The 14,566-nt window shown below is 50.3% G+C and carries 12 protein-coding genes; 3 read left to right on the plus strand and 9 right to left on the minus strand.

Annotated elements, in window-relative coordinates:
* The 8 genes from WMO44_RS10500 to WMO44_RS10535 all read right to left on the minus strand — a co-directional run.
* Positions 1-503, minus strand: a 503-nt coding sequence (locus tag WMO44_RS10500; protein ID WP_494337428.1) for a ParB N-terminal domain-containing protein, incomplete at its 3' end; no start/stop codon positions are given.
* Positions 504-515: 12 nt separating this feature from the next.
* Positions 516-2,051, minus strand: a complete 1,536-nt coding sequence (locus WMO44_RS10505) for a relaxase/mobilization nuclease domain-containing protein (RefSeq protein WP_349152552.1) — start codon at positions 2,049-2,051, stop codon at positions 516-518.
* Positions 2,023-2,457 (minus strand): plasmid mobilization protein, encoded by a 435-nt coding sequence (locus WMO44_RS10510; RefSeq protein WP_349152553.1) that lies wholly within the window; start codon positions 2,455-2,457, stop codon positions 2,023-2,025. The genes WMO44_RS10505 and WMO44_RS10510 overlap by 29 nt, the downstream gene beginning before the upstream one ends.
* A 916-nt stretch (positions 2,458-3,373) precedes the next feature.
* Positions 3,374-4,813 (minus strand): glycoside hydrolase family 1 protein, encoded by a 1,440-nt coding sequence (locus WMO44_RS10515; protein ID WP_349152554.1) that lies wholly within the window; start codon positions 4,811-4,813, stop codon positions 3,374-3,376.
* Between the two features lie 21 nt (positions 4,814-4,834).
* Positions 4,835-5,392 carry a chromate transporter gene (locus WMO44_RS10520; RefSeq protein WP_349152555.1) on the minus strand — a complete coding sequence of 186 codons (558 nt, stop codon included), beginning with the start codon at positions 5,390-5,392 and terminating at the stop codon, positions 4,835-4,837.
* Positions 5,389-5,970 (minus strand): chromate transporter, encoded by a 582-nt coding sequence (locus WMO44_RS10525; protein WP_249252765.1) that lies wholly within the window; start codon positions 5,968-5,970, stop codon positions 5,389-5,391. Before WMO44_RS10525 ends, WMO44_RS10520 begins: the two co-directional genes overlap by 4 nt.
* Before the next feature lie 80 nt (positions 5,971-6,050).
* On the minus strand, positions 6,051-7,514 hold the full coding sequence (locus WMO44_RS10530) for a sulfatase (protein ID WP_349152556.1): 1,464 nt from the start codon (positions 7,512-7,514) through the stop codon (positions 6,051-6,053).
* Between the two features lie 29 nt (positions 7,515-7,543).
* Entirely contained in the window at positions 7,544-8,932 is a 1,389-nt protein-coding gene (locus WMO44_RS10535) for a PTS transporter subunit EIIC (RefSeq protein ID WP_349152557.1), read from the minus strand.
* A gap of 286 nt (positions 8,933-9,218) precedes the next feature.
* On the opposite strand from WMO44_RS10535, the gene WMO44_RS10540 reads away from it, so the two are divergent.
* The 3 genes from WMO44_RS10540 (at position 9,219) to WMO44_RS10550 (ending at position 12,718) form a co-directional block, all read left to right on the plus strand.
* Positions 9,219-9,965 carry a MurR/RpiR family transcriptional regulator gene (locus WMO44_RS10540; RefSeq protein WP_349152558.1) on the plus strand — a complete coding sequence of 249 codons (747 nt, stop codon included), beginning with the start codon at positions 9,219-9,221 and terminating at the stop codon, positions 9,963-9,965.
* A gap of 27 nt (positions 9,966-9,992) precedes the next feature.
* Positions 9,993-11,120 carry an anaerobic sulfatase maturase gene (locus tag WMO44_RS10545; RefSeq protein ID WP_349152559.1) on the plus strand — a complete coding sequence of 376 codons (1,128 nt, stop codon included), beginning with the start codon at positions 9,993-9,995 and terminating at the stop codon, positions 11,118-11,120.
* Between the two features lie 119 nt (positions 11,121-11,239).
* Positions 11,240-12,718, plus strand: a complete 1,479-nt coding sequence (locus tag WMO44_RS10550; RefSeq protein ID WP_349152560.1) for a recombinase family protein — start codon at positions 11,240-11,242, stop codon at positions 12,716-12,718.
* 53 nt (positions 12,719-12,771) lie between these two features.
* Here the strand turns inward: WMO44_RS10550 and WMO44_RS10555 are convergent, their stop codons facing one another.
* Positions 12,772-14,481, minus strand: a complete 1,710-nt coding sequence (locus WMO44_RS10555) for a recombinase family protein (protein ID WP_044960212.1) — start codon at positions 14,479-14,481, stop codon at positions 12,772-12,774.
* Between the last annotated feature and the right edge of the window lie 85 nt (positions 14,482-14,566).

The following is a 14,566-nucleotide window of genomic DNA, read 5'->3' on the forward strand; positions in this document are numbered from 1 at the left end:
TCTGCGATGTCGATGCCTCGTGTATAGTGGCTGGCGCGGAGAACGGAGGCGCGGCTGACACCGTTTTCCTCTGCGATCCGGTCACAGGTTTTCTTTCCAGAGTGGTGGTTATCACCGTGATCACCACCACTTTTCTTTGCTAAAGTGTACTGATTACCCCGAAAGATTTTTGCAGCTTTCTTTTCAGCTTCATACTGTTTCCCAAGCAGATAGCGTTTCTGTTCGGGGCTCAGGTTTCGCCGTCCCAACTGATTCCGGCAAATCCACGCAATGGTTTCTTCGCGGTTCTCAAATTGGAGCGGCGTAGTGGAAAAATAAATCTCAGGATGCTTCTGGAGAATGGCATAACGGTTGTGGCCGTCAACAAGGGTATTGTTCCAAACGATCAAAGGAGAGAGCAGCTTGCCTTCCTTGAGGATGTTTTCTTCAAGCTGCTTAAATTCATCATCGGTCAGAGGAGGAATCTGAGACTGGAACTCCGGGTCGATTTTCAGGTTGATCATACGCACACTCCTTTATCTCTCCTGCTGCGCCGGTTCTTCCTCCCGGAAAAAGGACGCAACATTCTGCTTTGCGGTTTTCAGCTTGAGCAGCTCGTTCTTGGCTTCCTTGTACTGCTCGTAGAACTGTGCCTTTTCGGATGCCAGCTGCGCATACTCGGCTTCCAGTTTCTTCGGGCTGGGCAGCTTGGTGATATCATTTGCCTTGAAATAGGCTGCTGCCGCCCGGTGCGCTGTCAGCTCTGCACGGTGCTGTTCTTCAAAGGCTGCGGGTCGTTTTGCAGCTTTTAACTGCTGTGCGACGCTCTTGGTGCTGGCGTAGGCTGCGACATGATAGCGCAGCTCTTTGTTGGCTTTCATGCGACCTTCGAGATCTTTCACCACTGCCAGCGAATCGTGGAACTTGGTATCAAGCTCTGTAATTCTCTGGTCGAGTGCGTCCTCGTTGAGCAGACCATTTTCCTGCAAGAGGATCAAGGTCTGTGCCATAGCTTTGAGGTTGTGTTTTTTCGCCCAACGCTCGTAGCCGATGCCCTTACCCTGCTTCAGCTTCGCCTGAATATCGATCAGTTTCCCGATGCGGTCAGACTTGGACTGGATAGTGCGCTTGCGTTCGGTATTGGCTTTCAGAGCGGCAAGCACAAGTTCTTTCTCGAACTTGTCACCGATGCTGCGCGCCCGGATGAACTTTGTCCTTCCAGCAGGCAGATAGCTGAGCCGTCCACGGCTTTCCTTGACGGTAATGCCGTACTGCTGCAAGAGCCTGTCCGAGAAATCTTCAAAACTCGTTGCAACATTGAGAACCTCCGAAATCTGTCTCCGCAAGACTTCTTTTGCGGTTTCAAACTTCGTTTGTGTGGGCTGCTGACCTGTTGCGAGCAGGGCAGCGTTTTCATGGTCGAGTTTCAGTTGACCTCGCTGTTTCATCCAGTATTCGCGCTCGCTCACACGAACCTTCGAGCCGTTGAGCAGGTCGATCTGGTACAGACCAGCACCCTCACACATCTCCATGACCTCAACACGCAAGTGCCGCATGGTCTGGGCTGTGCTGGAGTGCTTCATACCCTCACACCAGTCGCGGGGCTTCTGCATATAGGGCTTGCGTTCCACTTCTCGCATTCGGATGCTGCCGATCACGATGTGGACATGGATGTTTCCCGAATGGTTGTGCCCATCGGGGTGAGTGCAGACGATGGCGGGATGACCGGGGAAGTTTTCTTCGCAGAATTTCAGGCCAAGTGCCTGTGCCTTTTCCATGGTCAAGCCGTTGTCGGCTGCATCTCTTGGGTCAAAGCTGATGATATACTGGTGGCTTTTAATATCACCATGCTGGGTGTTCTTGCCATACTTGCGGTTTGCCAGCAGACAGGCCGTTGCAAATGAGAAATCACCGCACTCAAGGGTGTCGAGCAGGTACGATTCCCGCAGCTTGGGTCTGCCCTGTTCGTCCAGAATCTTCTTGCCGGAAAATTCATCGTGCTGGTAAATCAGATAGGTTTCGGCAGCAGAGTAGTCCGAATTTTTAGAGGCGATATGCTTCAGCGTTGCCATACAGTTCACCCAGAACTTTCTCGGCATTGAGCCGGAAGGCGGTCAGGTCTGCAAGTTCGTCCAGAAGTTTCGCCCGGAGCTGTCCGGTGTCTGCTCCGCCGGAGTTGAAGTGTCGTGCGAGTTGGTTCAGGTTGCCGCCCACCCTGCTGCACTGAGCGAGCAGAGTGGAAACGGCAGTCAGGGTTTCTTCTCCGCCGCCGGCAACGATAACAGTGCGCTCGATCTTCGCACTGTGCAGCGCACGGCGGATGAGGGTGGACAGGGAGAGGTGAAGGAGTTTTGCTGTGCATTGGAGTTCCATCTTTTCAGTTTCCGTCACACGGAACTTGATGATGTGCGTTTTGTTGTTCGGCGTGTCGTGGCGGTGGGTCGTGCTGGGATTCGCTTTGACATTCGTTTTGTTCATTGAACCTCCTGTCGTTTCGCTAGCTCCTCGGTGAAGCTATGTAAGCACGACGCGCCGTTCTTTCGCACCGCAAGGTGCGAATATGAGCAGGGTTTGGGGCAGGCACGCCCCAACAAGATCACTTCGGAAATGCAGGTGCATTGAAGAAGTGAAGTCCCGGTGGAGCACAAGATTTTCAAGAATTGAAAATTTGTGGCCACGGGACGGTTCTTGCCCTCTACCGCTGCGCTCAAAACCGTTTTCGGGTAATTGTTTCCGAAGTGTTAAGACGCAAAAATAAGTAGAGAGTTCCGCTGCTCGTGTATGTTGATCACCGTTTGCTCCGAACGCAGTTCCTGCCCCTGTTTTGCAGCGGCGTTGTCCGGCTCGCCCACACAAAGTGTGAGGTCATGGCACGGTATCACGTTCAGACGGCTTATGTAAGATTCAAGGTACAGTATGAAGAAAGCCGGGCACAGTGCGGACACTACAACCTGCTTCTTTCAAGCATTAGAATAACACTTTGAAGTTGTGCAGTCAACAACCGAAAACAAATTTTGGAGATTTACACAACTACATAAGATTTTATTTGGGGAAAAGAAAAATACCGCCCACGCAGCGCAGCGATGATTTTGTCGGGTGAATCGGCGGCAAAATGAATCGGGTGTGTTGCGGGGCGGTAAGTTCTTTCGTGAACTTTTCCTCACGGAAGTGGTGGGTCTCACGGTGATAACCAACCACTTTCTGTGGCAACGTTCAAAATGAACACGACCACATCTTGTAGATGGTTTTGGGCCAATCCACAAAATCAGTGGGATTTGTGACAGAAAATATCATGGTTTCTAAGATGTGTCAAGATAGCTTTACAAATTCTATTGCGGCAAAGTGAAAGAAGTACGGCTTATATGGAGGTGTTGCACAATTCTAGAAAAATCAATCATTCCAATTTTTCGCCGTTGGAGGCGATAACCTTTTTGTACCAGTAGAAGGAGTCCTTTTTCTCGCGGCTCAGGTCGCCGGTGCCATCATCGAACTTGTTGACGTAGATAAAGCCGTAACGCTTTGCCATCTCGCCGGTGGAAGCCGAAACCAGATCGATGCAGCCCCACGGGGTATAGCCCATCAGATCCACGCCGTCCTTAACCGCCTCAGCCATCTGCTCGATGTGCTGGTGCAGGTAGTCAATGCGATAGCTGTCGTGGATCTTGCCGTCCTCGCTCTTCACATCGTAAGCACCCAGACCGTTCTCCACCACCATCATAGGCAGGTGGTAACGGTCGTAGATTTCGTTGAGGGTGTAGCGCAGACCAATGGGGTCGATCTGCCAGCCCCAGTCGGAAGCCTTCAGGTAGGGGTTCTTCTTTCCGGCAACGATGTTGCCGCCCACATCCTCGATATCCTTATGGGTGGTGATGCAGTTGGACATATAATAGCTGAAGGTGTAGAAGTCCACCGTGCCTTCTTTCAGGATGTCAGCGTCCTCGGGCTGCTGCAGGATGGTGATGCCGTTCTCGGCGAACCAGCGCTTCATATAGCTGGGATACTCGCCGCGCACCTGCACATCGGAGCAGAACCAGTTGGTAATCTGCATCTTCTGCTGATTGGCGATCACATCGGCAGGGTCACAGGTCAGCGGATAACTGGTGATGAAGCAAATCATGTTGCCCATCTTGAACTGGGGATAGTTGTCGTGGGCGTACTTGACCGCCATGGCGCTGGCCACGAACTGGTGATGAAGTGCCTGAAAACGCTCCTGCTTGTTGTCGGGCACATCGGCGGTGGAGCCTTCAAAGCCTTTGATCGTGCCGGTCTCGAGGATCGCGCCCATGGGCATGGTGCCGCAGTTAATCTCGTTGAAGGTCAGCCAGTACTTTACCTTGTCCTTGTAGCGCTCAAAGATTGCCTTGCAGTAGTTCATGTAGAACTCAATCAGTTCCCGGGAAGCCCAGCCGTTGTACTTTTCCACCAGAGCATAGGGCAGCTCGTAATGGCTGATGGTGACCAGCGGCTCGATGCCGTGCTTCTTGCAGCAGTCGAACACGCGGTCGTAGAACTCCAGACCATTCTCATTGGGTTCCGTTTCCCAGCCGTTGGGGAAGATGCGGGTCCAGTTGATGGAGGTGCGGAAGGTCTTGAAGCCCATCTCAGCAAAGAGGGCGATATCCTCTTCGTAGTGATGATAGAAATCAATGGCCTCGTGGCTGGGGTACAGACGGTCGGGTCGGATGCCGGTGGTCACCCATTTCGGGCTGGTGTGGGAACCGTTGGTACACATATCCGGCACGCTGGGGCCTTTGCCGTCCACATCCCATGCACCCTCGAACTGATTGGCAGCGCAGGCACCGCCCCACAGAAAATCATCGCGAAAAACACTCATGGTTTGCTTCTCCTATTCTTTTTAGCAGAAGAGATTTACAAATAAATTTGCTGCTCCACAGCAGAGCATTGTTAAAATTGGATTTATTTTGAACGTCCGAAGGGCAACAAAAGCGGCAACAAAAATCAAAACACCAGCCCAGTTTACGGAGGCAAGGGCAGCAACATTGCCTTGAAACACAACCAGCTTTAAGATAGACAGACCGGCACCTGCGATAAGAGCAACGACTGCTGGACGCAGGCTTGCTAAAACGCTTTGCAGGGCAGAGACATTCTTATATCGATAATAAATATAAGCCAGCAGAGAAACAATGAGAAGCGAAGGCGTAATACAACCTAATGTGGCGATGACGGCACCCAGAGGGCCGGTAATACGGATGCCAACAAAGGTCGCCGAGTTGACCGCAATAGGACCTGGTGTCATTTCAGCAATGGTAATGAGGTCGGTGAATTCGTTCATTGTCAGCCAAGTGTGGCTGGTCACAATTTGATCCCGGATCAGTGGAATGGCCGCATAACCGCCACCGATGCTGAACATGCCTACCTGTAGAAAGCTCAGAAACAACTGCAAGTAAATCATACGGCATCTCCTCTCCGCTTCATGTGGTGAATGACTTCGAGCAGGACGCCAAAAACGGCACAGGTCAGAATGATGAAGATGACGTTGATATTAAAAATGCTGTTTGCAAGGAAGGCAAGCATCATAACCCCGATGTAAACAGGCTTATGCTGCCGGATGATGTTACCGCCCAAGCCAAAAACAACGTCCAGAATGACCGCAGCAACACCGGCCTGCATACCTTTCAGTGCAAGGGAAACATAGAAATTTGTAGCAAAAGCCGTATAAAAAAAGGAAATGCCCGAGAGAATCGCCATGGGTGGAATGATGGTACCGATGACCGATGTCACCATTCCGATAAATCCGCCGACACGCCAGCCGACTAGAATCGCAGCATTGACCGCAATAGCGCCCGGACTGGACTGAGCCAGAGCCGCAAAATCAAGCATTTCATCCTCTTCCAGCCAATGCAGTTCATCAACAAATTTTTGCTTCATGAAGGTGACGATGACGAAGCCGCCACCGAAGGTGAAGGTGCTGATATAAAGGGTGCTTAGGAAAAGCTTCCAAAGTGTTTTTGTATCTGTGCGTTTATTCATAACTTTACTCCATCTCTACAAGGAGAAGCAGGACTCTACAGGGAAAAACAGGACAAGCTGCAATGCCGTCCTGTTTCTGTTTATAATCCCAGTCGGAAAAACTCTTCCTGCGGAGCCTGCACCTGTTTCAGTGCGTTGGTCAGCTTATCCTTCCAGACGGTCTCTTCCGGACTTCCGCTCAGGTTTTTCAGCTGTTCCGGGTCTTTTTTGAGGTCATACAGGCGGTCTTTCAATTTTGCAGTCTGGTATATTTTTACGACCGGATACCGGATGCACGGGATGCCATTGGTAAACCGGGTCCCTTCCACCAGCTCCCCACGGCGAAGCTGATCTTCCGAAAAATACCCACGAATATTCGTCGGCATCAGGGTGTACTCGTACAGCGGCGCATCCTCGTTCTGTTCGGCTTTCAGGTAGGTCATCCGACCATCTGTAATGCCCGTATAGCAGCCATGGACACCAAACAATGCCCATTCCCGAACCGGTTTCCCTTCCAATGCCGGGAGCAGTGACCGACCGTCCATCTCGCCCATCGGGGTCTGGGCACATCCAAAGAGTTCCAGCAGCGTTGGCGCGATATCCACTGTTGTTGCCAGTTGTTCACACCGTCCGCCCTCGGCGATGCCCGGAACATGGAAATAGAACGGGAGATGTACCAATTCGTCATAAGGCGGCGGAAAATTCTTGCCGAGCCATTCGTGTTCGCCCAGCAGGAAGCCGTGGTCGGTGTTGACAATGAGGACCGTATCCTTCCACATATCGTGCGCATCCATGAAGTCCAGAATCAGCCCGAGGTGCACATCGCACATTGTCATCAGAGCCGCATACTCTCTAGCTGCATTTTGCAGATCTTCACGGTAGTCTTCGCTGGCAACTCTGCCGTATCGGGGCCAGTTCAAAGTTTCTTCTTCCGGCAGATCGTACAGGGCACGGTATTTCTGCGGAACATAGAAGGGCTCGTGAGGATCAAAGCACTCTATCTGTAAAAACCAACTGTCTTTTTCCACGTGCTCTTTCAGAAATTCCAGTCCGGCCTGTACAGTTCGTGTGCCGGACATTTCTTCTTCCGTCCTCTGACGCTCCCGGTTGCGGTAATGCTGTGTTACGGAGATACCAGTCTTATTGAGGGGATGGCGTTTCTCAGGCATGTCCACCGGGATATCGTGCGCCACAAAGCGGTCGCCCTCCTGTCCACGGAAGCCCTCCCAGGTGTCATAGCGGTTATGATAGGTGCAGCCACCGTCTTCCCAATAGTGCGAATGGTCTGTACACAGATGGGTATAGACGCCCTCCGCACGCAGGACTTCGACACAAGAACGATCAAACGGTTCCATCGGACCCCAGCTTCGATGAAGAAAGTTATGCTTTCCGGTATGTAGTTCTCGTCGGGCCGGCATGCAGGGCAGACTGCCTGCATAGAAATTGTCGAAGGTTGTGCAGCGTTGTTCCAACCGTTTGAAATTAGGCAGTTTTGTCCAGTTACAGCCGTAACTCGGCAAAAACTTTCGCGTCAGCGTATCAAACATCACCATAATGGTTCGCACAGATTGGTCTCTCCTCTCATGAAAAGGGATTATTCGTAGTGGCGTGCCTTACCCACGATATAGGTCAGCACGCAGGCAGCAATCGCACCGCCAAAGTAAGAAATCAGGTAGTACAGATACTTTCCATCTGCGACCAGCGGCAGAGCAGACATACCAGCCATACCCATCGCATTGAAGGAAACGTTGAACAAACGGATCAGCGCACCGCCGACGCCTGCACCGATGGAACCGGTGATGAAGCCGAAGCCGGAGGGCAGACAGACACCGTAGATGACCGGCTCACCGACGCACAGGAAGGAGGTCGGAATCGCGCCACGGCAGGCCTGACGGACTTTTTCGTTCTTGCTCAGCAGGAAGATGCCGCAGGCTGCGCCGACCATACCGGCGTTGCTCATGACCTGAACCGAAATCAGCGGAGCGTAACCCAGAGTATTGAGCATCTCCATGTGGATTGCCGTCAGACCGTGATGCAGGCCAGTCGAGATCAGGGTCGGGAAACATGCCGCCAGAATAAAGCCGCCGAAGACGCCGGTCTTGTCCAGGATCCACATCAGGCCACTGACGATGGCATCCGATAGAACGCCGCAGACCGGCATCAAAATCGTGATCATCAACGCCGCTGTAATCAGAACACTCAGGGTCGGCACAAAGATAACGGCCACCTGATTGGGAATGATCTTCTGAATAAATTTATAAATGTACTTGAGGACCAGAATCGAGATGATGACGCCAATCAAGCCGCCTTTGCCTGCAGAGGTTCCGAACTTCGTCAAATCGCCGCTCAGGGTGATGCAGCCAATGAGCGCACCGAGGACCGGGTCAACGCTCAGGCGTTTTGCCGCTGTATAGCCGACGTAAATTGCAAGGAAGTTGAACACGCAGGCATAGATCAGGCCCATCAGGTTGCTCAAGTTCAGCAGATGATAATTCTGCAGCCAGACCTGTGCAGCCGTCAGCGTCTCCGTCGCCGCGATGCCAGCCGCTGCCGCACGAGCCTCCGCGACCGATTTCAGAACGTTATTCAGACCCTGTACGATACCGCCTGCGATCATAGCCGGCAGGACCGGAACGAAGATGTCGCTGATGATTTTGAGGAAGTCGCCCTTCTTCTTTTCTTCCGTCACATCCGGCGCATCCGGCGCAGCGGTGCTCGCAGCGCGGTCAACGCTCAGAATCTCATTGATGGCCGCACACAGCTTGTTGCAGACACCCGGGCCGACGACCACCTGCAGGCCGTCCTTTTCAATCACGCTCAGCACACCGTCCATCTCTCCGATGGCCTTTTTGTCCACCTTGGACAGGTCTTTGTACTGGATGCGGACACGGGTCGCGCAGTTTTCGACCGTTATAAAATTTTCCTTACCGCCGGAAAGCTGGATCAGCGTCTCTGCCGCCGCTGAATAGTTCTTGATCGCCATAAAGATTCTCCTTCATTTGCTTTTTACCAATGCAAAAATTCCGGGCCCTGGAATCTTTTCGATGGATTTATTATACGGTCATTCATTCGTAAAATCAATGCTTTTCTGAACAAATGTTCGTTTTTGCCGTGCTGCACAAGAACATCCGTTCGTTTTTGTATACTATTTTTGGGGATTTCGATTGTTTTACTGCTCAATTCTGGACAATTGTTCGTTTTTCGATTATACTTGAGATAATGATCCTTACCGATACCCCAATTTTTAGACTCCGATGGAGGTAATCTCTATGACAGTTCTGGAAAATATGCAGGCTGTGCTTCCCAGTCTCCCCAAAAACGAGCGCAAAGCCGCAGAATACCTGCTGAACTATCCGCACGATATCCAGCGCCGAAGTGCTGAGATCATTGCACAGGATGCCGGCATCTCACGCAGTGCTATCGTTCGTTTATGCCAGAAACTCGGATATCAGGGATGGTCTGAGTTCAAATATGCCTATCTTCATGAACCGGCTCTGGCGGCTTCTGCACAGGAGCACAACATCCTGACCCGGTACGAAAACATTATCCAAAAGCTCCGTCAAGGGGTCTCCGCTGATCAGATTCAGACGATCGTTCAGATCATCCACCGGGCCAATCGCGTTATCACTCTTGGCAACTATCACTCTGGCATGTCTGCACAGCAGATGGCATTTCGTCTGAATCGTTCCGGCATCGACAGCCACTTTATGAATGATACTTCGCAGATGGAATGCTATGTTTCCCTCATCCGATCTAATGACGTTATATTTATTTTTTCTCTCAGCGGTGATCCGCTTTATGAATCCCTTGTGGAACAATATGTTCAACGAGGAGCATCGGTCATCCTCATCACCATGTCGACCCGTACCACTCTCGCAAAACTTGTTACCCAGACGGTTGTGCTTCCTTTCCTTAGCCACGAGCGATGCAATTATCTTCTAGATGATGCGATTACTTTTTTCATATTTATTGAGATGATTATAGAAGCGCTTCATGAAGAAAGCTCTAAGCAGTAAAATAGAAGATATTAAGCTGAGGTAATAATGAAAAATTTGAATTTTCTAATCAAACCAGCTTCAAGTCTGTGCAATATGCGTTGTCGCTACTGTTTTTATGAAGATGAAGCAGTCAATCGCGCAGAAGCCAGCACTGGTCGAATGACGACTGAAACTGTCGATTGTTTGATTCAACAAGCCTTTGCTGCATTGGATAACAGGAACAGTAGCGTGACGTTCGCCTTTCAGGGAGGAGAACCAACACTTGCTGGGCTGGATTACTACCGTTATTTTGTTGAAAAGGTTTACCAGCATAACGCAAACCACGTCCACGTGAATTTTGCAATTCAGACAAATGGCCTGATGATTGATGAACAGTGGGCTGTTTTTCTGGCAGCAAATCGCTTCCTAGTGGGAATCAGTATGGATGGAACAAAAGCTCTTCATGATGAATTACGCCCAGATGCTTTTGGAAGATCCACATGGGCTCGCGTGACAAAAGCACTTTCTCTTTTGCAAAAAAATAAAGTTGATACAAACATCCTCTGTGTTGTTACACGGTCGTGTGCAAAAAGCCCTGTCAAAGTGTATCATACGCTTCAGAAACTTGGTGGTAACTATCTGCAATTTACGCCGTGTCTTGATCCATTAGGTAAAACTCGTGGCAGTATGCCATATTCCATCACACCGGAACTTTATGGACACTTTTTATGTGGGTTATTTGATGAATGGTATCGGGATTGGCAAGCTGGTCGGTATACAAGCGTCCGTTTATTTGACGACTATATCTATCTTGCTATGGGAATGCCTGCAGGAACATGTGCCACAAGTGGAAGTTGTGGAAATTATCTTGTGGTGGAAGGAAACGGTTCTCTCTATCCTTGTGACTTTTACTGTTTAGACGAATGGAAACTGGGGGTAGTGAAGGATACGTCATTTGTCGAAATCATGCAATGCGATAAGGAGCGCCGTTTTTTGAAGGACGGAGCAGAACATCCTGCTGAGTGTAATTCATGCCGCTGGCGAAGAATGTGTTTCGGCGGCTGTAAACGGGATTGGTATGTAGATTCCACTGGAAAGCATAACTATTTATGTGGCGCTTTCCAGATGTTTTTTGAACATTCATTTCCCAGAATCGAACAAATTGCAAAACAACAGAAAGCTTGTTTATATTGAGCTTTCTTGGATTTTTTAGAAAGACCTTGTATTTATTGAAGTTGCGTGATGTATTATACGAAATTAAAGATTGGCAAACGTATTATCGTTCAATGATGTGTAAATGGGAGGTGCCTGCCATGACCGCCGTGATCTATGCCCGCTATTCATCGGATAACCAGCGCGAAGAGTCCATTGAAGGTCAGATTCGGGAATGCACGGCCTATGCGGAAAAGAACGGCATCACCATCGTCAAGCACTACATTGACCGTGCCATCTCTGCCAAGACGGACAACCGCCCGGAGTTTCAGCAGATGATCAAAGACAGCGACAAAAAGCTGTTTGACATTGTGCTGGTCTGGAAGCTGGACCGTTTTGCCCGGAACCGCTACGACAGTGCCCGGTATAAGACCCAACTGAAAAAGAATGGTGTCAAGCTTATGTCTGCCACCGAGATCATTTCGGATGGCCCGGAAGGTATCATTCTGGAATCGGTTCTGGAAGGTTATGCCGAGTATTACTCCGCTGATCTGTCCGAAAAGGTCATTCGCGGCATGACAGAAAACGCCCTGAAAGGCAAATTTTCTGGCGGTGCTATCCCTTTCGGCTACACCATCAACGCAGACCGCCGCTTTGAAATCGACCCACTCACAGCTCCCTTTGTAGCTGAAGCTTTCCAGCGATACAATGACGGACAGACGATGCGGGAGATTCGGGATTGGCTCAATGAAAAGGGCATCAAGAATAAGCGCGGTGGGCCAATGACTTTCAATGTCATCCAGCACATGCTGAGCAACCGCCGATATATCGGCGAGTTGAAGTACCGGGACGTCCTGATTCCCGATGCGATTCCACCTATCGTGTCCGCAGAGCTTTTCAATGATGTACAGGAAAAGATGTTGAAAAACAAGAAAGCCCCTGCCCGTAGAAAGGCAGAGGATGACTACCTGCTCACCACCAAGCTGTTCTGCGGCTACTGTGGGGCGTTGATGTTTGGCGAAAGCGGCACAAGCCGGACGGGTGAAGTCCACCGCTATTATAAATGTGCTACTGCCAAAAAGCACAAGGGCTGCAAGAAAAAGACCGTCCGCAAACAGTGGCTGGAAGATCTGGTGGTCAACCAGACCATGCAGCTTGTCAAGGATGATGCCGCCATGGAATCCATCATTGCCAAGGTGATGGATCTGCAAAACAAGGAAAACACCAACATTCCCCTTTATGAAAAGCAGCTCCGGGATGCGGAATCTGGTATTCAGAATATGCTGAACGCAATTCAGGCCGGTATCCTGACCAGCTCTACCAAGGAGCGGTTGGAACAGCTCGAAGAAACCAAGCGTGAGCTTGAAGCCCGCATTGCGGAAGAAAAGCTGGCAAAGCCCAAGGTCACAGAGGAGTTCATTCGCTTTTGGTTGCTGCGGTTCCGTAAGCTGGACATGAGCCTGAAAGACCAGCGGCAGGCACTGGTGGATACCTTCATCAATGCGATTTATCTGTACGATGATAAGGTTTTGATAACCTTCAACTATAAAGAAGGAACACAGACCGTGACTTTTGGAGAAGCGGCAGAAGCCGCATCAAAGGGAAATGGTTCGGATTTGGATTGCTTTACTGCACCATGACGAATGTTCTTACAGCATTTAGCTGTCAAAGAGCATTCGTCATTTTTTATTTGCTAAATAGCGACATCACAGGGGGCGTAGTTCACAACTACGCCTTTTCTTGTATTCACCGACACATCGGGTGTCGGCAAAGGAAGTGCGCTTGGAATCTCGATGGTGCCCACGCAGTTGTAGTGAATGCGGAGCCGCTGCTCCCACACACCGTTGACCTTTTCTGCATTGAACACTTCGATTTTTTCAACCAGTTCATTCAGCATCCGGGGTGTCAGCTTTTTTGCTCTGGTGTACTTGCGAACCAGACTGATGAACATATCCGTTGTCATAGTACGGCTGCTCTGCTTTTCGATTTCGGAGCGGAGCTGTTTGATTTTCTCGGTCAGCTCCTTTTGCTCGTCCTCATATCTTCGGGACATTCTGGAAAAGCGTTCGTCAGAGATTTTGCCGGAAACATTGTCCTCATAGATGCGCTCAAAAAGGCCGTCCAGTTCTTCATCACGGGCAAGGAGAGCTTTCAACTCTTTCTCTTTCAGCTTGCGGTCGGCTTCGTCCGCCTGCTGGGAGTGCCCGATAACAGCTTTCAGAAAGTCGTCCTCGTAGAGGCTGGCAAACTTGGTCAGCCGCCGAATCTCGCCCAGCACCACTTCTTCCAGAAAGTCTACCCGGATGTAGTGGGTGGATTGACAGGTACCACGGTTGCCCTTGTAGTTGGAGCAGTTGAAATACTTGATTTCCGGGTTGCCCTGATTGAAGTGGAAGTGCAGATTGCAGCCGCAGTCTGCGCAGACAAGCAGGCCGGAGAACATATTGTGTTCTCCGTTGCTGGTACGGCGTTTGCGCATCTTTCCACGCTTCTGCTGTACCTGTTCAAACACGGCACGTTCAATAATGGGTTCGTGAACATTTTGGAACACTACCCAATTTTCCGGGTCGTTATGAATCCGCTTCTTATTCTTGTAGGACTTGGAGTAGGTTTTGAAGTTCAGAACATCACCACAATACTCCTGCTGGTACAGAAGATGGGTAATCGTGGAGCCATTCCACTTGGTGGCGGGGCGCATCTTGGTCTTTCCGGGACGGCCGATGCCTTTCTGAATCCAGTAGGCCTGCGGCGTCAGGATGCCTTCCTTTTCAAACTGGGTGGCAATCTGTTCCGTGCCAAAGCCCTCCAACGTCATATCAAAAATGCGCCGGACAACTTGTGCAGCTTCTTCATCAATGACCCAGTACTTGGGGTTGTTCGGGTCCTTGATATACCCATAGGGAGGAAGTCCCATCGGTTCGCCGGAGTTGCCTTTGATTTTATTACTGATACGGCGTTTCTTGCTGATGTCACGGGCATACCACTCATTGAACAGGTTTCGGATGGGTGCCAGTTCGTTTTCTCCCTCGGCCGTGTCGATGTTGTCCGAAACGGCAACAAGTCGGATGTCATGGTCTGGGAAAAATTCTTCTGTCAGCCGCCCGACCTCGATATAGTTTCGGCCCAGACGGGAAAGGTCTTTGACGAACACAGCAGAGGCTTTTCCTTGTTCAAGCTGCTGCATCATTTCAACGAAACCGGGACGGTTCATGGTCACGCCGGAAATGCCATCATCCAGAAAGTGAACCAGATTGGTATAGCCTTTTTCCTTTGCAACTTTGGTGAGCAGTTTCTTTTGGTTGCCGATGCTGTAACTCTCGCCCTCCAAATTATCATCACGGGAAAGACGCTCATAGAGAAAAGCGGTTGCTTCACGGGATTTCTTGTTACTCGACTGTTTCATACTCGCTCCTTTCTTGGGACAGTCGAATAGCAAATTCACTTGTACACCTATATTATAACACAATCCGCTTTCTCTGTCCGCTGCC

It is taken from the genome of Faecalibacterium tardum (assembly GCF_040096515.1).
GTDB lineage: Bacteria > Bacillota > Clostridia > Oscillospirales > Ruminococcaceae > Faecalibacterium > Faecalibacterium tardum.